The organism is Paraburkholderia guartelaensis, from assembly GCF_004353905.1.
GTDB classification, from domain to species: Bacteria; Pseudomonadota; Gammaproteobacteria; order Burkholderiales; family Burkholderiaceae; genus Paraburkholderia; species Paraburkholderia guartelaensis.
This window is the reverse complement of record NZ_SMOD01000042.1, coordinates 1-20,894: the sequence shown is the minus strand read 5'-3', so window position 1 is coordinate 20,894 and position 20,894 is coordinate 1. Positions and strand designations below refer to the sequence as shown.

At 60.6% G+C, this 20,894-nt stretch carries 16 protein-coding genes and 2 pseudogenes; 6 read left to right on the top strand and 12 right to left on the bottom strand.

Features of this window, described 5'->3' with window-relative positions; all coding sequences use genetic code 11:
• Positions 1-71: 71 nt before the first annotated feature.
• From E1N52_RS35065 to E1N52_RS35050, 4 genes are all read right to left on the bottom strand, one after another.
• Positions 72-1,691 (bottom strand): ABC transporter substrate-binding protein, encoded by a 1,620-nt coding sequence (locus E1N52_RS35065; RefSeq protein WP_133188468.1) that lies wholly within the window; start codon positions 1,689-1,691, stop codon positions 72-74.
• 285 nt (positions 1,692-1,976) lie between these two features.
• On the bottom strand, positions 1,977-2,273 hold the full coding sequence (locus tag E1N52_RS35060; RefSeq protein WP_133188466.1) for an ATP-binding cassette domain-containing protein: 297 nt from the start codon (positions 2,271-2,273) through the stop codon (positions 1,977-1,979).
• 84 nt (positions 2,274-2,357) lie between these two features.
• A complete protein-coding gene (locus E1N52_RS35055) occupies positions 2,358-3,635 on the bottom strand; it encodes an NAD(P)/FAD-dependent oxidoreductase (RefSeq protein WP_133188464.1) in 1,278 nt (425 codons plus the stop codon).
• Between the two features lie 46 nt (positions 3,636-3,681).
• Positions 3,682-4,353, bottom strand: a complete 672-nt coding sequence (locus E1N52_RS35050; protein WP_133188543.1) for a haloacid dehalogenase type II — start codon at positions 4,351-4,353, stop codon at positions 3,682-3,684.
• A 536-nt stretch (positions 4,354-4,889) separates the two neighbouring features.
• Here E1N52_RS35050 and E1N52_RS35045 point away from each other — a divergent pair.
• The 3 genes from E1N52_RS35045 (at position 4,890) to E1N52_RS35035 (ending at position 8,361) form a co-directional block, all read left to right on the top strand.
• The gene (locus E1N52_RS35045; RefSeq protein WP_205965713.1) at positions 4,890-6,086 is read left to right on the top strand and encodes a phosphotransferase; all 1,197 of its coding nucleotides are present in this window, start codon (positions 4,890-4,892) and stop codon (positions 6,084-6,086) included.
• A gap of 28 nt (positions 6,087-6,114) precedes the next feature.
• The gene (locus E1N52_RS35040) at positions 6,115-7,464 is read left to right on the top strand and encodes an aspartate aminotransferase family protein (RefSeq protein ID WP_425468189.1); all 1,350 of its coding nucleotides are present in this window, start codon (positions 6,115-6,117) and stop codon (positions 7,462-7,464) included.
• Between the two features lie 156 nt (positions 7,465-7,620).
• Positions 7,621-8,361 carry a GntR family transcriptional regulator gene (locus E1N52_RS35035; RefSeq protein WP_133188462.1) on the top strand — a complete coding sequence of 247 codons (741 nt, stop codon included), beginning with the start codon at positions 7,621-7,623 and terminating at the stop codon, positions 8,359-8,361.
• Here E1N52_RS35035 and E1N52_RS44640 read toward each other — a convergent pair.
• Positions 8,337-8,429: pseudogene (locus E1N52_RS44640) on the bottom strand (IS5/IS1182 family transposase); the annotation flags it as partial. The gene E1N52_RS35035 and the pseudogene E1N52_RS44640 sit on opposite strands and share 25 nt — an antisense overlap.
• A gap of 900 nt (positions 8,430-9,329) precedes the next feature.
• Here E1N52_RS44640 and E1N52_RS35020 point away from each other — a divergent pair.
• A complete protein-coding gene (locus E1N52_RS35020) occupies positions 9,330-9,926 on the top strand; it encodes a CFI-box-CTERM domain-containing protein (RefSeq protein WP_133188458.1) in 597 nt (198 codons plus the stop codon).
• Positions 9,927-10,421: 495 nt separating this feature from the next.
• On the opposite strand, the gene E1N52_RS35015 is transcribed toward E1N52_RS35020, so the two are convergent.
• From E1N52_RS35015 to E1N52_RS34990, 6 genes are all read right to left on the bottom strand, one after another.
• Positions 10,422-11,345, bottom strand: a complete 924-nt coding sequence (locus tag E1N52_RS35015) for a beta-keto acid cleavage family enzyme (RefSeq protein WP_133188456.1) — start codon at positions 11,343-11,345, stop codon at positions 10,422-10,424.
• 92 nt (positions 11,346-11,437) lie between these two features.
• Positions 11,438-11,863, bottom strand: a complete 426-nt coding sequence (locus E1N52_RS35010) for an acyl-CoA thioesterase (protein ID WP_133188454.1) — start codon at positions 11,861-11,863, stop codon at positions 11,438-11,440.
• A gap of 76 nt (positions 11,864-11,939) precedes the next feature.
• The gene (locus tag E1N52_RS35005) at positions 11,940-13,055 is read right to left on the bottom strand and encodes a porin (protein ID WP_133188452.1); all 1,116 of its coding nucleotides are present in this window, start codon (positions 13,053-13,055) and stop codon (positions 11,940-11,942) included.
• Between the two features lie 30 nt (positions 13,056-13,085).
• On the bottom strand, positions 13,086-14,453 hold the full coding sequence (locus E1N52_RS35000; RefSeq protein WP_133188450.1) for an MFS transporter: 1,368 nt from the start codon (positions 14,451-14,453) through the stop codon (positions 13,086-13,088).
• A gap of 376 nt (positions 14,454-14,829) precedes the next feature.
• Entirely contained in the window at positions 14,830-16,227 is a 1,398-nt protein-coding gene (locus tag E1N52_RS34995) for an aminotransferase family protein (RefSeq protein WP_205965712.1), read from the bottom strand.
• 1 nt (position 16,228) lies between these two features.
• Positions 16,229-18,511, bottom strand: coding sequence for a N,N-dimethylformamidase beta subunit family domain-containing protein (locus E1N52_RS34990; RefSeq protein WP_133188448.1), 2,283 nt, complete (start codon positions 18,509-18,511; stop codon positions 16,229-16,231).
• 157 nt (positions 18,512-18,668) lie between these two features.
• Between E1N52_RS34990 and E1N52_RS34985 the strand changes: the two genes are divergently transcribed.
• Entirely contained in the window at positions 18,669-19,571 is a 903-nt protein-coding gene (locus E1N52_RS34985; RefSeq protein ID WP_133188446.1) for a LysR family transcriptional regulator, read from the top strand.
• Positions 19,568-20,488 carry a LysR family transcriptional regulator gene (locus tag E1N52_RS34980; protein WP_133188444.1) on the top strand — a complete coding sequence of 307 codons (921 nt, stop codon included), beginning with the start codon at positions 19,568-19,570 and terminating at the stop codon, positions 20,486-20,488. The genes E1N52_RS34985 and E1N52_RS34980 overlap by 4 nt, the downstream gene beginning before the upstream one ends.
• 152 nt (positions 20,489-20,640) lie before the next feature.
• Here E1N52_RS34980 and E1N52_RS34970 read toward each other — a convergent pair.
• Positions 20,641-20,894, bottom strand: a pseudogene (locus E1N52_RS34970) (IS256 family transposase); the annotation flags it as partial.

Sequence of the window (20,894 nt, the reverse complement as noted above, 5' to 3'; positions counted from 1 at the left end):
CAAGCTTTGCGTCCTGTTTCCTCACCGGTGTCCGAAGGAACTTGTCATCCAGACACCGGCGCGTGCTTCGATCAAGCCTCGAGCCACACGTGCTCGGCGAACATGCCGCCCATCAACCCCATCAGCGGGATCGATCCGAGACCTTGCAGATTGGACGTGTGCGCATCGAGAGAGCTCAGGAACATCGGGATGCCGATACCGCCCTTCTCATGCACGAGCACTTGCATGTCGCCATAGATCTTCTTGCGCCTGGCTTCATCAGGCTCGCTGCGCGCCGCGAGCAGCATCTGGTCGAATTGCGGGTCCTTCCAGTTCGCTTCGTTCCAGGGCGCGCTGGACTCGAAGAATTGCGTGAAGAGCATGTCGGCGGTCGGCCGGGCGTTGATGTTGCCGTAGCTGAGCGGATGCTTCATCCAATGGTTAGACCAATAGCCGTCGGCGGGAACTCGCATCACCTGCAGATTGAGGCCCGCTTGCGGCGCGGCTTGTTGCAGCAGCATCGCCATATCGACCGAGCCGAGGGCGGCCGGCGAGGCGAACACCTGCAACGGCGTGCTCCCAAGGTTCGCCTTCTTGAAGTAGAACTTCGCCTTGTCCGGATCGAACTTGCGTTGCGGCAAGCCGGCGAAATAGTACTTGTTGGTCGGATCGATCGGCTGATCGTTGCCGATCGCACCGTAACCCTGGAAGACGGCCTGGCGCATCTGCTCGCGGTTCTGCAGATGCATGAGCCCGAGGCGGAAGTCCTGGTTGCCCGCGATGCCGCCATCGTTGCGCATGATGAGGTCAGTGTATTGCCCCGTCTTCGTCTCGAGCACCACAAAGCCGGGTGTACCTTTGATGCGGCCGGTCGACTGCGGGCTCACCTGGTTGATGAGCTGCACGTCGCCCGAGAGCAACGCATTGACGCGAGCCGCTTCGTCGCTGATGCCGATGAGTTCGATCTCATCCAAGTGCGGCAGGCCAGGCTTCCAATAGTGCTCGTTCTTGAAGACGACCGTATGCACACCCGGCGTGAATTCCTTGAGCCTGAACGGGCCGGTGCCCACGGCCGTTTTCGTGAAATCCTTTGTGCCATCCTTGACGATGAGGAAATGCGCGTCGGCGAGGATGGCCGGGAAGTCGGCGTTCGGCCCCGACAGCGTGATGGTTACTTCGTTCGGTCCGGTTGCTTTGACGTCGCTGATCTGATCGGCGAGCGTCTTGGCCTTCGATGCAGTGGCCGGGTCCTTGTGGCGCATCAGCGAATAGACCACGTCGGCTGGCGTCAATGCTTTGCCGTCGTGAAATTGCACGCCCGAGCGCAGCTTCGCGACCCACACCTTCGCATCTTGCGTATCGACCGACGAGGCGAGCGCCATGGTCGCGCCCAAGTGCGAATCGAGTTCGGTCAAACCGTTGTAGATCATGTTGCAGCGCACGTAGTCCGTCGCAAGCGCGCCTTTCGCCGGATCGAGCGTATCGGCTGTCGACGACGATTGGGTGGCCACGCGGATCTTGCCGCCCTGCTTCGGGGTCGCTTGCGCGTGGGCTGCCATGCTGGTGACGAGCAGACCACCGCCCGTCACGCTCGCGAGGCTGGCAGCGACGAGTGCACGCAGCGCGTCGCGGCGCGAAGCACCCTTCGCTGACAACTGGTCGAGCGTGGTCTCGGACGCAACGGCACCGTACTGTGAGGTGTCCTTTTTCATTGCACTTCTCCGCGATGTAAGCCAAGGGTGGCAAAAATAGTTAACGGCTGGTTAGCTCGATGATTCACTGAAGGTCATGGTTCGACGAAGTCCGTCCTGGACTAAACCGTAGCCATCACATTCACTGATCCGGCGGAGCCTCGTTCGCCGAGCCCGACCTCTGCTCCGCTGATCGATGGCAATATCAGACATCCTCCATCTGATGGTACGTGCCGACGATCGGCAGAAAACATGGGCGTTTCCGCACGCCCCGGGGGCCGACCACTGTTCCGTCGCCGGCCATATTCACGGTCCGAATTCGTTCGTCGCAGGGAGCGCCCCCCCGGCACTTCCGAGAACAGATCGCCGCCACGGCGTCGAAACCGTCGCACGCACCGTGATCCCAGTTCTCGACGCAGTTCGCGCAGTAGTTCGAGTACTGCTTCGCCCGCGGCCGCGTCGAGCGCCGAGGCCGCCTCGTCGCTCGACGGCCCCCACCACGACCCGCTCGAGCGCGGTCTTACCCAAGCCTGACGCGCCGATCAGGGCCAACACTTCGCCGTTCTTCACGGTATAGTCGAAGCCCTTCACGATCTCGCTCATGCCTTCGCTCGCACTCCCCGCGACGATTCTTTTGCTGGCAGCAACCGCTACTACCGTGGGTTGGCCGATGAGAAACGTCCCTAGTCAATGCAACCAATCCTGCCACCGATAGTAAGCACCTATTACAGGCAGGAACCACGGCTTGCCGAAATGGCCGGGGATCGCTGGCCAGTCCAGGTCGCGCCAGGGGTTACGCTCCGGTCGGCCACCCATCACCTCGGCCATCACCTGCCCCATATGCACGGACATCTGAACACCGTGTCCGCTATATCCGACCGAGTAGTACATTCCGCGACGCTCGCCCGCGCGCGGTAGGCGGTCCGCGGTCATATCAACCAGCCCACCCCAGCAGTAATCAATGCCCACACCGCGCAGGTCAGGGAAGGTCGCTTCCATCGACTCTCGCAGGATGAGTCCGCTCTTTTCGTCCGAGCGCGGATTGGACATTGCGAAGCGCGCCCGTCCCCCAAACAGCAGGCGATTGTCCGGCGTGATGCGGAAGTAGTTGCCAATATTTTTCGTGGTGGCATACGTCCGGCGGTGCGGCATCAGCCGCCCGAGCAAGGCCTCGTCGAGCGGCTCCGTGGCGATGATGAAACTGCCGACAGAGATCATTCGCCGCCGGAAGTACCCGAACGGCCCTGTCCGAGAATTTCCCGTCGCTAGTAGCACTTGTCCTGCGTCGATCACACCGCGCGAACTTGTGACACGGAACGTCCCGCCCGGGAGTTGCTCGAGTTGAGTTACCGGCGCTTGTTCGTAGATCCGCGCCCCGTGTAACGCCGCGGCGTGCGCGAGCCCAACGCCGAACTTGCCCATGTGCATCTGCGCACTAGTCTTTTGCAGCATACCGCCGAAAAAACGATCGGAACTGACCTCTGAATGGAGAGCCGACTGCGGCACCATCTCGACGTGCGGATCAACCTCTCGGCGAAGCAGATCGCACGCACGCGCAAGCTTGTCGTAGTGTTCAGGCTTGGCCGCCAGCTTCAACTTTCCGCCGCGCACGAAGTCACAGGCTATGTTCTCCTGCACGACGACCGCCTCCACGGTGTCGACAGCGGCGTCATACGCCCGGTAGAACGCGCGTGCCTTCGCGATGCCAATGTGCCCGGCCAACGCGGCGAAGTCATGCGCGAGTCCGCTGTTGCAGTGGCCCCCGTTTCGGCCGGACGCCTCACCGACGACACGGCCCGCCTCGAGCACAGTCACGGACGCCCCCTGCCTTGAGAGCGCGAGCGCCGCGGACAACCCGGTAAAGCCCGCACCGACTATCACAACATCGGTTCGGCCTACGGCCGGGCTGGGTACCGCACGGGCAAACGCAGGTGCAGTATCGAGCCAGTACGATTCGAGCTTCATCACATCCTCCCAGCCTGCCAGGCTTCCGCGCGCATACCCGTCACGCTTAGAGACCAACGAGCGCGGGCAGACCGCTCAAATCCTTGATTTCGTGACAGCCCCACACCGGCCAGCTCGGCTCGTGGCCACGCGAGACGAAGACCTTGTTCTTGATCCCGGCGTCGTCCGCCGATAGATGGTCGTAGCGCATGCTGGACGAGACGTGGAGAATGTCGCTCGGGCTGCAATCGAGCTGCTCGATCATGTACTCGAAGGCACGCAGACGCGGTTTGTAGGCTTGGGCCTGCTGCGCGGTATAAACGCGGTGGAAAGGAGCACCCAGCTTTTCGACGCTATACGGAATCTGCGCGTCCATCGCATTGGAGAAAATGACCAGCTTGTATTCCGCGGCAAGGCGCGCCAGCGCGTCCGGCACATCTGCATGCGGCTTCCAGGTCGGCACGGCGTTGTAAAACTTAAGACCCTCGTTATCGCGGTATTCGATGCCCCAGCGGCGACAGGTCCGCTGCACCGAATTGCAGAGGATCTGGTCGTATGGCCGCCAGTCACCCATGACTTCATCCAGGCGGTAGCGCGCGAAGTCCGTCGTGAACTGCTGCATGTCCTTGGCAGCGATGCGGTCCGCGAAAAGCTGACGCGCAAGGTCTGCCATCTGAAAATTAATCAGCGTTCCGTAGCAATCGAACGAAATGTACTTGGGTCTCAGGCTGGTGCTCACGTCAATGTTCCTCTGTTTATCGAATGTTTGCCCGTCGATACGGGAAGATCGCAGGAAGGTCGGCTGGCGAGTTAGCTGCGGATCTACGCTCGCCGTGTTTGATGCACGAGATCTGAGCAGTGCCGTTTTGCGCCTCGAGCAAGCAGAGCATTTCGAGACATCGCTGCGCGTCGGCTGCAGAGAATTGTTGAACAATAGCGCAAAGAAATCGGCGGCGCCAGATTTTTCCCCGAAACGCGGGATTTCCCGGATAGGACCGGATGGCCGTCCGTCTAGCAAGACGCTGTCCCGCACTCTGGAGCCCGCAACAGACCGTTCCTGCCGCCGAATTGCCTATTCTGCGGCGTTCCGGCGTGCGAGACGATCTTCTGGCCGGAAGCACATCAAATGGTTTTCTCAACCAGTGCGCAACGCCCGCTGGGAACAGGTGCTTCATGTAACCGACGGCCGTCCTTGTGCCAGCCGTATTTTTTGTTCTACAATCCTAGCCAAGCCGGACTTCCACGGCTGCCAAACCGAACCTCTGGAGTTGTGGAATGGACAGCCCGGTTTTTGTTCTGCGCAGACAGGCGTGTGGCGAGAAAGCGTGCACGTCTCCGTCATGCCACTCGTCATACACGGCACTGCTCATGCCCTCTTCGATTCGAATCTCGTCGTTAAACACCGCATCAGAAGGGTTGCCGCTCTCCCACGCCGGAGGCCTGGCCACAGGATTTACCCATGTCGATGAGGAAGAATCCATTGCCATCGGCAAGGAGGTATTTGGTCTGAATGGCAGTGTCGTTCGCTTTCCGACTGAAAAGGACGACACGTTCCGCTTCGATGGCCACGACGGTCGCAAATGGATTCTTAAGATTGCGAACCCCAACGAAGACTGGGATGAGTTAAGTCTTCAGGTTGAGCTGCTTGCGCATCTCGAACAGGTGGCAGCAGACCTGCCCGTGCCTCGGGTATCGCCGAGTGTCAAGGGCGCGATCTTGCCGAAGGTGACAACAAGCAGCGGTGAAGATCGATATGTCCGCCTTCTCTCGTACATGCCCGGTGCGCCGTTGGCAGCCACGACTTCAACGTCGCAAGACCGAGAAAAGATCGGCGAACTTCTAGCCGCTCTGCGGCACGCGTGCAGTACCTTCTCCCACCCGGGAGACTCGCGCACGTTGGCTTGGGACGTGAGGCATCTGAGCGATCTTCGCCACTTGTTGGATTACGTCGACGACAGACGACATCATGCGCAGATCGAAATGGCGCTGGAGCGCTTCAAGACCATCGAGCCCCAACTCGCGCTCTGCCGTACACAGGTCCTGCACAACGACTTCAACACATCGAATATCGTCGTCGACCCAACCGACGAACGTTTCGTCACCGGAATCATCGATTTCGGCGACACCGTGCGCACGGCTATTGCGATCGACGTGTCGACGGCGCTGATGAACCAACTTCCCGGCCAGCTCGATGACGCCAGACAAGCCGATTTTTTTGGCCACGGGAGAGACGTCTTACGCGGCTATTTGCGCGGTGCGGACCTGACCGACGGCGAATTGATGTTGATCCCTCATCTTGCAATGGCCCGGGTTGTCACGCGCGCATTGCTCACCACCTGGCGAGCAAGGCTTTTCCCGCAAAACAGCAGGTACATCCTGCGCAACACCGCCGCGGGATGGGTGCAGCTCGAATGGTTCCTCGAGCGCAGCTTCGACGAAGTCTCCCAGCTTCTGCTGCCCACCGCCCGGTAGTTTCGGGATATCACTGCAAGGATTGGAAATGAGTACATTGCCAAAGGGGTTTCGCGGAGATATGGCCAACGGCTTCGATCCCGCCTCCGTCGAATCTCTCGACAGCAAGACGCGTGAACATATCGAACACCGCTCCCGCCTGCTCGGACCGGCGTATCGCCTGTTTTATTCTCAACCTCTGCGAATCGCGCGTGGCGCCGGCGTGTATCTTTACGACGATGCGGGCGATGAGTATCTCGATGCTTATAACAACGTGGTATCCGTGGGCCATGCGCATCCGCGTGTAACCGCAGCGATATCCCGGCAGCTCGATACGCTCTGCACTCATACACGCTACATGCAAGACGGTATCCTGCGTTACGCCGAGAAGCTGCTGGCTACTTTCGAGGGGGAGATCGGTGCCGGCCATACCATGTTCACGTGCACCGGCTCCGAAGCCAATGACCTGGCGATGCGAATTGCTCGCCATCACACGGGTAACGAGGGCGTCATCGTCACATCTGAGGCTTATCACGGAAACTCCGCTGCCACAGCGAGCTTTTCGCCGTCGCTTGGAAAACGGTCCGCGCTTGGCCCGATGGTCCGTACGGTGCCACCGCCGGACTCGTACCGTATCGTGCCCGAACACATCGGCCGATGGATGGCGGACAACGTCGCGCAGCAAATTGAGGACATCAAGCGTCATGGCGGCGGCCTTGCTGCCTTCATCGTCGATTCGTTGTTTTCGTCTGACGGGCTCTACTCGCACCCTGTCGACGTACTCAAACCTGTTGCCGACGTCGTGCGCAGTGCCGGAGGCCTATTCATTGCGGACGAAGTGCAATGCGGCTTTGGGCGCAGTGGCACCCACATGTGGGGTCATCGACGTCATGGCGTAGATCCGGACATTGTTACGCTGGGCAAGCCGATGGGTAATGGTTATCCGGTAGCGGGCGTCGTCGTGCGCTCGGACGTCGTTGCAAGCTTCGGACGCGATATGCGCTACTTCAACACGTTCGGCGGAAACTCGGTCGCTATTGCGGCAGCGGAAGCTACTCTGGATGTCATTCAGGACGAAGGATTGATGGCCAATGCGACAAGGGTTGGCAAGATGATTCTTGACGGTTTGACTTCCATCGCCGCAAAGCACGAACAGATTGGCGACGTGCGAGGGACCGGTCTTTACTTCGGTGTCGAGTTGGTCAAGGACCGGAAAACGAAAGCATCCGACATCGATACCGGACTCGCAATTGTCAACCGGCTCAGACAGCGACGCGTGCTGATCTCTGCCACGGGTGCCGACGCAAACGTGCTGAAAATCAGACCGCCTCTCGTCTTTAGGGAAGCGGATGCGGACCGTCTGTTGACCGAAATCGAAGCGTCGTTTGCGTCGCTTTAAGCCCGGACACCGACCCGATTCCGGCGCGCAGGGAGCCCACGCCGAGCCCCCGGTTCCAAACTATAATATGGCGGGCCCCGAAGCCCCGCCCCCGAGGCGCGTGCGAGTCCTAACAATCCTGCAGGCGAGTGATTGCTATCCCAATTTCCAGTTGCCATGATATTGACCACGAAAGCGCACCACAGCGGCGAACCCGCGCGAGGGTCGGCCGTTGCTGAAGTGGCCGACAAGCTCAAAACCCACATTTTGAACGGCCGCTTCAGACCTGGCGAATTCCTGCGCGATATACGCATGGCAGAGGAATATCAAGTCTCCCGCCACACGTTCCGCTCGGCTGCGCAACTTCTGGTGAGTAACAGGATCCTCCGGCAGGCGGCGAATCGCGGGTTTTATGTGCCCGAGTTCGGCCCGGATGATATCGTCGATGTCACTCGATTACGTGCCGTCCTGGAAGCAGAAGCCGTCAAGATGATTGTCCTCAACGGTAAAATTCCCGACGACGCGATAGAGGCGGTGGAGAGGCTACGCAGTGCACCACCCGAAGCTCCGCGTTCTCTGCAGGTCGCGGCGGACCGGGATTTCCACCGCGCAATCATCGTCGCAAGTGGCAGTCCGCGACTGCTGCGCTGCTATGAAATGCTGGAATGCGAAATTGAGCTTCTCTTGGTTCAGCGTCAGGAGTTCTACGAAGATCCGAAGACGATAGTGCGCGAACATGAACACCTGATCGCGTGCATGAAAAGCCGCGACTTCGAAACCGCTCGTGATGCATTTCTGGAGCACTGGGATGATTTGCGCAACAAGCTGCTTCGTTCGGAAGCCGGAAAATTGCTAGGGGCTGCCCACATTCTCACCAGCGGTCCGAAGGCACAGGCAAGCGAAGCGAAGGCGAAATAGCTGCATGCGAGCTTGTCGTAGCAAATGGCGACACGACGGAAATGTTTGATACGACTGAAAAAGCGTTCCGTTGCAGGGCATCGATTCGCATGCTCGTTAAGCGAACCGCATCGCAGATCGATTGAGCAGCAGGTCCGCTGCGGCGCAATGCGCAGGTGATCTATCAGGATATGTCGGCCGCTTCTGCTTTGCAGTCAGCGTATCCGTCAGCAAATCCCGTCTTGAATGCGCATAAGCGCGATGCGAAGGTATTGCCATCGTAACGGCGGAGCAAGGCGATGGACAACGCGAAGGGCGGGACAGCTGGACCGACGGGCACACGTCGCCCCCGGCAAGGCGAGGCATTCTGGCGCGAGATGGTCATGACATGGGAGGCGAGCGGCCTCGGTGTGCGACGTTGTTTACGCCGACCGAAAATTGAGCCGCGTAGAGGCCTTTGCGAGTCAGATTTCCGTTATGAAGGGTGTGCTGCTTGTGGGCGCGGCACACCGGCCGTCGCTCATTGCGAAGACGCAGTTGCCCCGTAGCGATGGCGCCCGCTTCGTCGCCTGGGACGATGACTGGCAGCATGAGATCGCCAATCTCAACGGCGGCCTAGGACCTGATGGCGGTCCGATTGACCGGGGTCCGCGCTAATTCGCGGCACAATGACGCTCACTGTCAGATGGCCCCGATGCCGCCGAACTTGCCGTCGCGCATTCGTCACTTGAATGCCTGCTCGTGCTTAACGCGGTCATACGCCAGCGCTCGCTTTCCAGAACGGGCTGCGCGTCGGCCGAACAGACCCAGAAGCGGTGCGACGAGCTACGCCCCCCCCCTCCTTGACTTGTGCCAAGTCCTGGACCGTTGTCCCGTGGGAAGACTCGTGGAACAGGATCAGGTAACACCAGCGGCAACCTGTTTGACTCGCTCCGACTCCTCTCGTTGACTACACTTGTTACCAGTGCCGACGATGTGATGAGGTCGTCATGGTTGCACCACTGACCGCCATATGTCCGAACTGCCAAACTATTAATCCGCTTCCCGCCCGCAACAATGACGGCGGCACGGCGTTCCGCTTCGGCCCGTTGGCGAACGGGTCCGAGGGATGGATTTGTGTTCAATGCAACCTGGGCCACAGCCACTACAACTGCATTGGTTGCGACATGATCCCGGCTTCCAGCTTTACGAACGCTGGCCGTGAAACGGCGCGCGGGATCCTGGAAGGCATAACCGCTTACCTAGGCGGCCCCATCAAATCGAGCGGCGGCAGCAACTGCTTTATCGCGACCGAGTTGTACGGACGTGAATCAAGCGAGGTACGCACGTTACGACAGTTTCGAGACCGCTTCCTCATACCTCGGCCAATCGGAAGATTGTTTGTCGCCGCGTACTACCGAACGTCACCGAGCATCGTGCTTGCGATTCGCAGATCGACGGCGCTCCGTTACATATTCCATATAGTAGTGTCTGCAATCGTCGACTACGCGCTTGAAGTCTCGGCGAAAGCGCGCGATTCAGCCAGCGAGTACACCTGTCGCTGCGGCGCCAGGCGTTGCCGCGGCACCATGCTCGCTCCGGTCTAGGTTCGCTCCGCCGACGGTTTCCGTCAACCGAGTACGCGGTGACTGAGGGAGCCAGTGCGTCATGGCGCGCAAGACTTTGGCCCATCAGCCACTCCAAACTACGTCCAACGGCCGTAGTCCGAATCGAACGCACCGTTGCGACATTAGTGCCCAACGCGCCGCTGCCGAACTACCGGTGACGGCCATCTACGGACGTTCGCGAACGCTTTCACACGGTCGGTCGACCGTCGGCTCCGCCCCGGGCAGCGGCCCTTCGAGCGCGGAAGATGTCAGTCGGGTTGTCGGCCGGCTTATATCGGGGCGGGCGGCTCGCTTCTACGTCGGCAATACTGCGAATCGTTGACCACGGCGGCATAGAGCAACTCGACAGCAACTTCCCGCATCAGCGAATTCGCGCTCTCGATCTGATGCAGGAGCCGGTCAAACAGAATTCCGATTGGTGGCTGTCGAGTAATACTGCCGCCAACTGGAGCTCCCGGAACCGGGCGCTTTATGTCACGTCAAGGAGAAATACGGGCGCGCTGGTGTATCGGAACGGGGCAAGCCCATCATTAGGCGGGCCTCAGCGGGTGTCGCGATTTCATAGTCCATTTCGCGAAGAATACGTACGGTTCGCTCGACAAGTTCGACATTGCGAGCGAGTTGCCCTTGCCGGTAGTAGAGATTATCCTCGAGCCCAACACGGATGATCTGGCCGCCCAGCAAAAGTGAGTTTACGCTCGCTGGCAGTTGCGCCGGACCGATTCCGCTCACGCAGAAGATGCTTTTCTCCGGGAGCAAGTCGACCATGTACTGCAGAGATTTGGGGTTATACGGCATCGCATTCTGGAAACCACGGTGCGCGTTCATCACCATATTGATCACATAGGGTGGCTCATCGAGCCCCAACTGGATAAGGGTATTGACGTCCTGTACGATGTGCGTGGGGCTGAAAACCTCCCATTCTGGCTTGATACCCCGGTTTTTCATCTCTTCGGCGAGGTATCGGCAACGCGAAGGTGACGTATTTAGCAGCACTTCCTTCCCACCGAAGCTGGCAACAAAAGTGCACGCGTCCAGGGTGCACATCTCAGCGCCAGCTCCCATGCCCTTAAGACGCTCCTCCCAGACGGTGTCCCACATGCCGCCTTCGATCGGTCTGATCATGTCACCGTGAACACCACCGCCGGTCGAATTGTTGATAACGATGTCGCATTTGGACCGAATCTGCTCATTGATGCTGCGATAGATCTCTGCGTTGCATGTGGCTTCATCGTTAGGTAAGCGCGCATGTACCGCGACGACACTGGCCCCAGCGTTGTAACAGTCATAGACATCCCTAGCGATTTCATCGGGCTGCGTCGGAAGATGCGGATTTTGCGATTTGAACGCCATTCCGCCCGTCGGAGCGACGAGAACGATCACTTTATTTGTAGCCATGCTAAGTCTCCGTGAAGTGCCTGGTTGATTCCTGCATGGGCTCACCGCGGCAAAGCCATGCAGATTTAAACTTCTTCTTGACCTGCTGCCGCCTATTCAGAGGCGAAGAATTTCCCAATGCGACGCCGAAGGTCTTCGGAGATGGACACCGGTGCGCGGCGCTCGAGTGAAAACAGCACGATCACCTGTTCCATGCGCACTCGCAGTTCATCACCTGAGAACGCCATCAGCGAGAGAGCAACGGAGGTCGTTCCGACTCTTCGCACCGCGAGGCGAAGCTGGAGCGTGTCGCCGATCGTGCTCGGAACGATAAAATCGCATTCCAGTCGAACAGTGGGCACGCCTAGCCGCTGTACGGCGATCAGGTCGGCATAGTTCACTTCCAGTCCGCGGTTGAACCAGTCTTCTATCAGTTCGTGGAAAAGCACGAAGTACTGTGGATAGAAGATGATTCCCGCAGGATCGCAATGTTGAAATCGGACCCGTTTTTCCGATTCGAATGCTCGCTTGTTATCCATCTCTCGTTTCCGTTTATCCTTGTGCGGGGTTTCAAACCGGCGCGCCACCTGGTCAAGAGGGGCGCCTCAAACGGTGTCAAAAGAGTGTGCGCAGGCCGAGTGTTGCGCCCGTCTGGTTAGACCGTCCACCGAAGCTGCCCACCGGACTGTTGGGGTCCGTCACGGAAGCGCCATTCAGGACGGTGCGGTCGAGTTCCGCGTAGATGTCGGTGCGTTTCGACAGGTGGTAATCGACGAGTGCGACGAGCGTCTTCAGCTTGCCGCCCTCGCTTCCCGCAACTCCGGCCACGTTGTCGAACATCAGACTGACGCCTGCGCTTAGCGCGGGGGTTATGCGATAGTTAAAGCCGACGTTCACGTACGAGTCGCCACGACTCGCTGTCTGGGTATTGACGCCTGCCGCGGTATTGACATTGGACAACATGCTTGTGTTGGCTAGCGGCGATCCTGTCGTAGAGCCCACCGTAAATCCGGCGTCGCGCCTGGAATAGATGTAGAGCCCGTACAACGCCACCGGTCCGAGCGTATAGTTTGCGCCGCCGCCGAACACGTTCGCGTGCCGGTCCGCTGCGTCGCTCGATCGTTGCGCAATGGCGCCAACAGCAAGGCCATTGCCGTTGTAGGAAAGCGCGACGGCGTCAGTCGAGCCGGCCTGGAAGTCGCCCGGCTGGCCGCCGAACGAATGCTGCAACTGCAGGGAAAAACCGCTGCGCGCAATCGAATACTTCATGGAGTTATCCAGCCGCACGCCGAAGAAGCGCGTCTCCCAAGCTTCCTGCAGATAGTTCGGAAAATTGAACGTGTCGTAGTTGGAAAGTTGCCAGAACGGGAGGCTGTAAATGCGGCCCATCTGCAAGGTGCCGTAGGTCGCATTATCGATACCGACCCAGGCCTGACGACCAAATAGCTGCCCCTGTTGATCGAATGTGCCGGTGGTGGGTAGGAAGCCGTTCTCGAGCACGAACTTTACGGCGGTACCTCCGCCGATATCTTCACTGCCCTTGAGGCCGAAGCGGCTCCCCATCAGCGCACCTGAGCCGAGCGCCCAACTGGTCGCGCTTTTTGCGGTGGCGGCGTTGCTGGTATAGCGCAGGCCCGTATCGATCGCACCGTACAGCGTGACGGACGATTGTGCGCTTGCAACACCGCAAGCAAGCATCCCGGGAACCAGTGCGAGGGTTGTGATTTTCATGGCGTTATCTGGAAAATTTGCAAAGAAGGCTTAACGAATGCAGTCGTTGACGTGGGCTGCGTCGCCGCAAGTTTTCGGCGCAACGAGGGGCGAGGTGGACGGCGCCATCGCGCCAGACGGATCCCTGCCGCTATGCGCGCGGCAGTACCACAAAGCGATCAGACTGACGAGCGCGCCAAACGCGACGTAGTACGCGGGTGACAGGTTGTCGCCGGTCTTCCCGATCAGCCAGGTGATGATGAACGGAGCGAAACCGCCGAAGATCGTTACGGCAAAGCTGTAGCTGATAGACAGACCGGTTGTGCGCGAGGCGGTTGGAAACAGGCGCCCCATCAAAGCCGGGACGGGCGCGAAATAGGCGGCGAGACCAATCCCGAGCACCAGTTGCATAGCGACGAGGCGCGTCACGCTGGGCGCTGCATCGATGAAGACGAGGGCCGGATAGATGCCGAAGCCAACAAGGAGCCCGCCAGGTGCCATCACGCGTGCCGCGCCAACACGATCCGCCAATGCACCGAAGCATGGTGACAATACGAGCTGCACGAGGCCGGCGGCCATCACGGAGTAGTACGCGAGCGACGGCGTCAGATGCAACTGACGGATCGCGTAGGTCGGCATATACAGCAGCAGGACGTACGAGCCGATCGTCGACAGCACGATCAGACCGGTAGCCGGCACGAGACCGCCCAGACCGCTGGCGAACCTCGGCGCTGCGCCGCCGGCAACCTTTTGCGCCTCGGCGACGAACTCCGGTGTTTCCTCGACCTTGCGACGGATGTAGAAGCCCACCGGTCCGATTAGCGCGCCAAACAGGAACGGCACGCGCCAGCCCCAGGAGAGTTGGGCGTCGAGCGGCAGAAGCGTCACAAGCATGCCAAACAGCGCAGCGAGCAACGCGGTCAGGCCCTGACTTGCGACTTGCCAGCTTGCATAGAAGCCACGCTGTCTTTCAGGCGTGTGTTCGAGCAGGAAGGTGGTCGAGCTGCCGAACTCGCCGCCTGCGGAGAAGCCCTGAATCACGCGCGAAACAACGATCACGAGCGTCGCCCACGGGCCGATCGACGCGTACGTCGGCGCGAATGCGATAGCCAGGGTGCCGACCGTCATCAACAGCATCGACAACGACAGCGCTGCCTTGCGGCCAGCGCGGTCAGCATAGATGCCAAGCACGATCGCACCGATCGGCCGAACGAAGAACGATACGCCGAACGTCGCGACGGTCATCAGCAACGAGGTCAACTCGTCTTTAGCCGGGAAAAACAGCTTCGAAATGGTGATCGCGAGAAAGCCGAACACAATGATGTCGAACCATTCGAGCGCGTTGCCGATCGTGGCCGACACCACCGCATGTCGCCGCCGGGCGGCAGAAGTATTGGTGCCTTGTGGCAAAGAATTCATGGGCGATTCCCTAGTCGAAAAGTGAAGTCCGGCCGTGCTCATGAAGGCACGTGACACGGCATGAGACGAACAGTAGAAAGTCAAAATTGTGTCCGCGACGCGCTTTACCGATTAGTTGATATTCATGAAACGAATATCCGCGCAAAGCGTCTGCCAGCATGCCTTTGACGGCAGATAGGGGAAACGCCGACGTGGGTTTAACGCGTGTCTACGGCCGTCGATATATCGGAGCTCTAATGAAAAAAGCCGCGTTGCCCGAAGGCGACGCGGCTTCACATCTTCGTTGAAAGACGATGGCATGCGCTGCGCGGTGGCCCGCGCACGTACTACGCGGCTCGCGAGAGCGCTGTATCTTGAAGGCGTTTCGGCAATGACCTCATGCGAGCAGGCCCTCGCGATCGAGGTCGCGCTCGAAGTCGGCAAGTGAGCGCTCGAGCCGTACGACCAGTTCATCAATCTGCGGCTCCGTCACGATCAGCGGCGGCGCAATCAACTGGATGTCACCGAACTGACCGCGGTTGGCGCGCCGGTTGTACAGCGCGATGCCGTGCGCGAGGCCATAGTTGGTGAGTCGCGCGGGGGCGTTCATGGTCGCAGGCAACTGCCGTTTCGTGCCGGGGTCGGCGACCAGTTCGATTGCCATCAACAGCCCCTTGCCGCGGACATCGCCTATCAGCCGGCAACGCTGCTGCAGATCGCGGAGTTGCGCGTCGAGGTAATTGCCCATCCGTCCCGCTCGCTCGACCAGTCGCTGGTCCACCACTTCGTCGAGCACAGCAGCTGCAACCGCGCACGAGAACGGGTTCGAGAAATACGTATGACCGTGAACAAAGCCGCCTTGGTTCGCAATGGTCTCGACGATGCGGTTCGGTGCAAGTACCGCGCCGAACGGCGTATATCCCGCAGCTAGTCCCTTGGCCAGGGTTACGATGTCAGGCCGCGAACCTTCCCAATGCTGTGAAGACAGGAACGCGCCGCTGCGACCGGCGCCGCTCATGATTTCGTCGTGAATCAACAGGACGCCGTAGCGGTCGCAGATTTCTCGAATTGAACGGTAGTACGACGCCGGCGACACGAGCGCACCGCTCGATAAGCCTCCGATGGGCTCGACGATGAAGGCCAGAACCGTCTGTGGCCCTTCTTCGAGAATTTTCTCTTCCAGCGCCCGGACACAGGCCGCCACGTGATCGGCGGCGCTCACGCCCGGTGGCAACCGATAGGTCAGCGGCGCGGGAATCTTCGGCATGGCCCTGTACATTGGCCCATAGATGGATTCGGTGAACGAATCGCCGGTGACGGCCATCGCGCCCATCGTCGAACCGTGATAGCTGGGATCGCGCGAAATGACCTTGTAACGTGTGCCTTCGCCGCGCGCGACCGCGTATTGCCGCGCGAGTTTGAGTGCCGATTCATTTGCTTCCGAACCGCCCGAGACAAAGAAGGCCCGCTCGAATCCTTCGCCTGCGAGGCCGGTCAGCCGGTCGGCGAGACGCACATTGTGCTCGCTCTCGAAGAAACGGGGATAGGCGAACGTGACACGCTGTGCCTGTTCCATCATGGCCGCGATCACGCGTGGATTCGAATGGCCGAGATTGCTGACGACTGCACCGGAGGTGGCATCGAGAAACTGCGCGCCGCTTTCGTCGTAGAGGTAAATGCCTTCGCCGCGCGCAACGCGAGGCGGGCGTGCTGAGCCCTTCGGCAAATAGAAGCTCATCACGCTGCCGCCATGCGGCGTATCTCCGACGAAGCGGGCGGGAAAGTGCTCGGACATATCAGTTCACCTCAGTCTGTTCGATTGCGGGCGACGCATTGACATTTGCATCGCGCACGTGTGAAAAGCGGACGAGCACGTTGCGTAGCAGCGTACTCACGTCGTTCCGGTAGTCGTTGTGTGAAAGCGCGCCACAGAAGGTGATCGAACCGACCGAGAACACGGCGCCGCCATAGCCGGTTTCGTAGTAAATGATTTCAGATCGAATCAGTGTGTCGGGCGTTTTTCGGGCGCGTGTCGTCGTGTGCGAGAGCAGGGCGTCGAGCGCCGGCCCGAAGGCTGCGCTATGGCCTTCGGAACGCGCGAGGATCGTAACACCAGCCGGGGTGCCATCGGCAGGTTCGGTCGAATCCAGTTCGAACCCGGCTGCACCGCCGCCGGACAGGCCATAGCCGCCGAACAGCGGCCCTGAGATGTCCTTGAGCAGCGACCCGCCAGCCAGCGTGCGTGCGGCGTCGAGCACGCGATAATGCGAACCTTCGAACGGTCCCTGTGAACTGAAGCCGACGCCGACGAGCTGCTGTGGAGGTCGTGCGTTGCCGCGCCACAGTCCACCGTATTCGCCGTCGAGCGCGTGGAAGTACTCGCCGGGCTCTGCCGCCCATGCCCGCACTCCGCCTTCGGTGCGCCGCACTTCGAGCGCGCCCGGCACGCGCGCCGAACAGCCGACGCGCCAGTAGAAGCCGTTGCCGCCCAGATAGGCCAGGTTGCCGCCGCTGCGTTTGTAGCCGGCTAACGCGTCGAGCGTCGCGGCCGTGTGGTACTCGGGGTGTGTGCCCGTGAGCACCGCGGCATACGGCTCGAGCAGCGCGGCGCCGAAGCGCTCCAGATCGTCGTCCGTGACCACGTCGAATGCGAAGCCTTCGTGCTCGAGCCAGTCGAGCAGATGCGAGTCCGCGATGTAATGGCGGCAGCCAGATCCACGCGGATCGTCGAAAGTCAAAAAGCCCGGGCGCATTGTCAGCATTGGGCGCAGGCGTGATGAGAACGTCACGCCGCTGCCATCCGAATGCAGGTTGTAGGTCGCGAGGCCGACTTCCGGATGGTCGTCGGGATTGTGTGGATACGCGCCCCATCGCTCGACCTTGTCGCGCAATGCAGCGTCGAAGTTGCCGCGCGCATAGTTCGCATACGCCTGGTAGGTGTAGGTAGCCGCGACGAACACCAGTGGGGCGCCCGGCCGGCCCAGCTCGGGGCGAACGTAGAAGGGCAGGTAGTCAGTGGCGCTTTCGACGCTCAACCGCATCGCATAGGCGCCGCTTTTCAGCGACGCAGGCACGGTAAACGTAAAATCGGTCGCCCAGCCGGCGTCATGCAGATCGTCGTCGTGAAAATGGATTGCCGCGTAGTGGCCCGGCGCCGAGCGCCAGCAGCGCTCGCGGCCGCTCCATGCGCTGCTGCGCACAGCCCGCGTCGGCAGGTTGTGCAGTGAACCGTGGCGTGCATGCGGCGTCGTATCGGCGATCTCCAGCGTGTCGATGCCGTGTGCGAAATCCCACGCGGCGAAAAGCACATCCGCGTGGAAGTCACTGGCACGCGGCACGGCGTATTCGACCGTTGTTGCTTGCCTTGCGAGTGATGGCGGCGTGTTGGCGACGAATGGCGCTTCGATCTTGCCGTTGAAGTGCGCGCCGCGGCCGGCATCGTCCTCGAGTGCACCGATCAACAGATCCGCGGCGGCTTCGTGGTGCGGCGCGCGCCATCCAGCGTCGAGCGTTTGGAGCGTTCGGCACCGCAACGGCTTCGCGACACTGTCGTCGACTTCGGCGACGCCCACCTCGATCCGGTTCGATGCGGCGTCGATCGCGAACCAGATGTCGTACCATCGGACGTCGAGCCGCGCCGCGCATAGCACGCGCACCTCCGTCTGGCCCCGGCCTGCGCCGAGCCTCAGTTCAATGCCTCGCTCACTTACCAGCAGCGCGAAACCTGCTTGTCGTGCCGTGTTCCATTGCGATAGCACGCACTGCTCGCCGCGACCGAGCGCAGTCGGCTGGATCCGGGCGCCGGCCGTGAGCCCGATTGCCGAGCCCACCGCCGGCACGGCACTCACACGCGCAAAAGAACCTTGTTGTAATGGCTTGTCGACCGACGCGAACGTACCTGCAAACACGTGGCCAAGCGGCTCAAAGCGCATGCCGGGGCCAGCGGGATGAGGATCGGCGTGAATCACTCGCACCAGTTCTGCGGTGAAAGGGTGTGGCGACTTGCTGGAGACCTTGAATTCGACGGTTTCCCCCGGTTCGGCGGAGAGAATGTCGCTGTATCCGGTGATTGTAATCATGCTTTGCTCTTACCTCGATGCGCGACGCTGACGCGGACGCGAAGTGGATTGACCGGTGTAGCCGGTCGCCGTGTCGTTACGAAACGGCTTACGCAGCAGTCTAGGTCCGTCGTATTTTTTCCAATACACGGCGGGCGTTTGATCGTATATTCGTGTCATGAATATCAACGATATCGATCTGAATCTGCTGCGAATCTTCGATGCGGTGTACAGCGAGCGCAGCGTGAGCCGGGCGGCGGTCAGGCTCAATCTGTCCCAGCCGCGGGTCAGCAACGCGTTGGTCACCTTGCGTGAGCTGCTGGGAGATCGCCTGTTCGTCCGGACCGGCAGCGGCGTCGCGCCGACTGAGCTGACGACCGTGCTAGCGCCGCGTATCCGCGAGGCGCTGACCTTGCTCGAAGACTGCCTCGTGCAGCGTTTCGGCTTCGAGCCGGGTGCCGCGCAGCGTACCTTCCGCCTCCATATGAGCGACAGTATCGAGATCGTCGCGGTGCCGTCGCTCCTGCAGCGTGTTGAGGAGCTGGCGCCGCGCGTGCGGCTCGAGACGACCCAGATCCCAACGCAGCGTATCCCGCAGGCGCTGCAGGCCGGCGAAATCGACTTCGCGATAGGTAGTTACGGCGCGCTCGGCGATGACATCGTGCGTGAGCATCTGTTCAACGACCCGTTTGTGCTCCTTGTCGCCCGTTCGCACGCGTTACCGCGCAATCCGTCGCGCGAAGCGTTGCAGCAGGCGCGGTACGTGGTGGCTGGCGAATCGCCTGACGTCGAGCAATTGATGGCGGACCTTGGCTTGACGAGACTGGTCAGCGTGCGAACGTCGTATTATCTGTCGGTGCCCGAGTTGCTGCACGGCGGTGACCTGGCGGTGTGGTTGCCGCGCAGTGTTGCTCGCGCCATTGTCGCGATTGGCAAATACAGGATCGTCGCGCCGCCGATCCAGCAACGTGCGGTTGCAGTCAATCTGTTTCGTCACCCGCGCGCGGCGCTTGACCCGGCGTTGATGTGGATGAGTGAGCTTGTCCGTACGTCGCTGAGCAGTTCGCGGGAGGCGCGATGAACCGGCGCGCACAGACCAACGAGGCGCGCATCGATCTGGCACTGCTCGAAGTGCTGGACGCCGTCTACGTAGAACGCAATATTGGCCGCGCGGCGCTGCGCCTCGACGTTTCGCAGCCGGTCGTCAGCGGCGCTCTTACGCGTCTGCGGCTGCTGCTCAAGGATCAACTGTTCAGGCGCAGCTCCGGCGGTGTCGAACCCACCGAGCTGGTGAAGCTAATCGCGCCGGGAATTCATCGCTCGCTTGGTGAAATCCATGACACGTTGCAGGAAGCCGGCACATTCGTGCCCGAGCAATCCGATCGCACGTTTGTCATCAGCATGAGCGACAGCGGCGAGCTTTCATTCCTGCCCACTTTGCACCGGCATCTGGCAACGATCGCGCCTAACCTGCGACTCCGCTCGGTCAGGATCCCGCTAGGCGAACTCGCGAGTGCGCTCGAAACTAATGCCGCGCATATCGCCTTAGGGCAGTTGCCCGACATGGGCGTCGAATTCGAGCGCGCGCACTTATTCGATCAGGACTATGTGCTCGTCATGGGCGAGCATCATCCGCTTGCGGGTCAATCTGTCACGCGCGAACTGTTGGCACAGTTTGAGTTCGTGCTGGTGGGCCGCTTTCCGGATGTTGAACAGCTGATTGCCGAGCAGGGCCTGTCCAACCAGGTCCGACTCCGGGTCGCGCACTATCTCGCCGTACCCATAATCCTCTCAACGAGCAATCTCGCTGTGTGGTTGCCGCGTAGTCTGATCGCGCCCCTTGCGTTGCTCGGACGTTACCGGGCCAGCAGCGTCGGCACGTTGGAGCGAAGCTTTTCATTAAGTGCGGTCCGGCATCGGCGTAGCGCCAGGGATCCGGGCGCCCAATGGTTCTGGGAGCAGGTGACGCGATTAATCGCCGGTGACGATCGACGATGAGGTCAGCGGGGGAGCCAGAAGTGAACCGGTTTGTAGCGGCTGGCGGGAATCAGACGGAGGCGGCGCGGCTCCTCTGCTGTGACACTTTCCATGCGCATCCACGCGGGTGCGAGCAATCGTCAATAGTGGTGTACGCGGGCGGGACGGCATGATCAGGCGGCCAGCGCTTGAGGAGCCGGTGTGCTATCAATCACCGGGGTTCCGTCTTTGAAGGGAACACCCTTCAGAAGCTGATCAATTTTCTCGGCACCGCGAATCTTCCTCCAGCCCTGCTCGGCCGCTTCAATCAGCTTGAACGCCATGGCGAGGAAGGTCGCGCGCGACAGACAGTTACGCGTGCGGCTCGTGCGATGGCGTACCGTCGCAAACGTCGATTCGATTGGATTCGTGGTCCGCACATGCTGCC

Excerpts from the sequence above, each read along its gene's own strand:
- E1N52_RS34985 (WP_133188446.1), top strand. The coding sequence starts at position 18,669 with ATGAATATCAACGATATCGATCTGAATCTGCTGCGAATCTTCGATGCG.
- E1N52_RS35055 (WP_133188464.1), bottom strand. The coding sequence starts at position 3,635 with ATGAAGCTCGAATCGTACTGGCTCGATACTGCACCTGCGTTTGCCCGT.
- E1N52_RS35045 (WP_205965713.1), top strand. The coding sequence starts at position 4,890 with ATGGACAGCCCGGTTTTTGTTCTGCGCAGACAGGCGTGTGGCGAGAAA.
- E1N52_RS35015 (WP_133188456.1), bottom strand. The coding sequence starts at position 11,345 with ATGGCTACAAATAAAGTGATCGTTCTCGTCGCTCCGACGGGCGGAATG.
- E1N52_RS35040 (WP_425468189.1), top strand. The coding sequence starts at position 6,115 with ATGAGTACATTGCCAAAGGGGTTTCGCGGAGATATGGCCAACGGCTTC.
- E1N52_RS34980 (WP_133188444.1), top strand. The coding sequence starts at position 19,568 with ATGAACCGGCGCGCACAGACCAACGAGGCGCGCATCGATCTGGCACTG.
- E1N52_RS35005 (WP_133188452.1), bottom strand. The coding sequence starts at position 13,055 with ATGAAAATCACAACCCTCGCACTGGTTCCCGGGATGCTTGCTTGCGGT.
- E1N52_RS35065 (WP_133188468.1), bottom strand. The coding sequence starts at position 1,691 with ATGAAAAAGGACACCTCACAGTACGGTGCCGTTGCGTCCGAGACCACG.
- E1N52_RS35035 (WP_133188462.1), top strand. The coding sequence starts at position 7,621 with ATGATATTGACCACGAAAGCGCACCACAGCGGCGAACCCGCGCGAGGG.
- E1N52_RS34990 (WP_133188448.1), bottom strand. The coding sequence starts at position 18,511 with ATGATTACAATCACCGGATACAGCGACATTCTCTCCGCCGAACCGGGG.
- E1N52_RS35060 (WP_133188466.1), bottom strand. The coding sequence starts at position 2,273 with ATGAGCGAGATCGTGAAGGGCTTCGACTATACCGTGAAGAACGGCGAA.
- E1N52_RS34995 (WP_205965712.1), bottom strand. The coding sequence starts at position 16,227 with ATGTCCGAGCACTTTCCCGCCCGCTTCGTCGGAGATACGCCGCATGGC.
- E1N52_RS35000 (WP_133188450.1), bottom strand. The coding sequence starts at position 14,453 with ATGAATTCTTTGCCACAAGGCACCAATACTTCTGCCGCCCGGCGGCGA.
- E1N52_RS35020 (WP_133188458.1), top strand. The coding sequence starts at position 9,330 with ATGGTTGCACCACTGACCGCCATATGTCCGAACTGCCAAACTATTAAT.
- E1N52_RS35010 (WP_133188454.1), bottom strand. The coding sequence starts at position 11,863 with ATGGATAACAAGCGAGCATTCGAATCGGAAAAACGGGTCCGATTTCAA.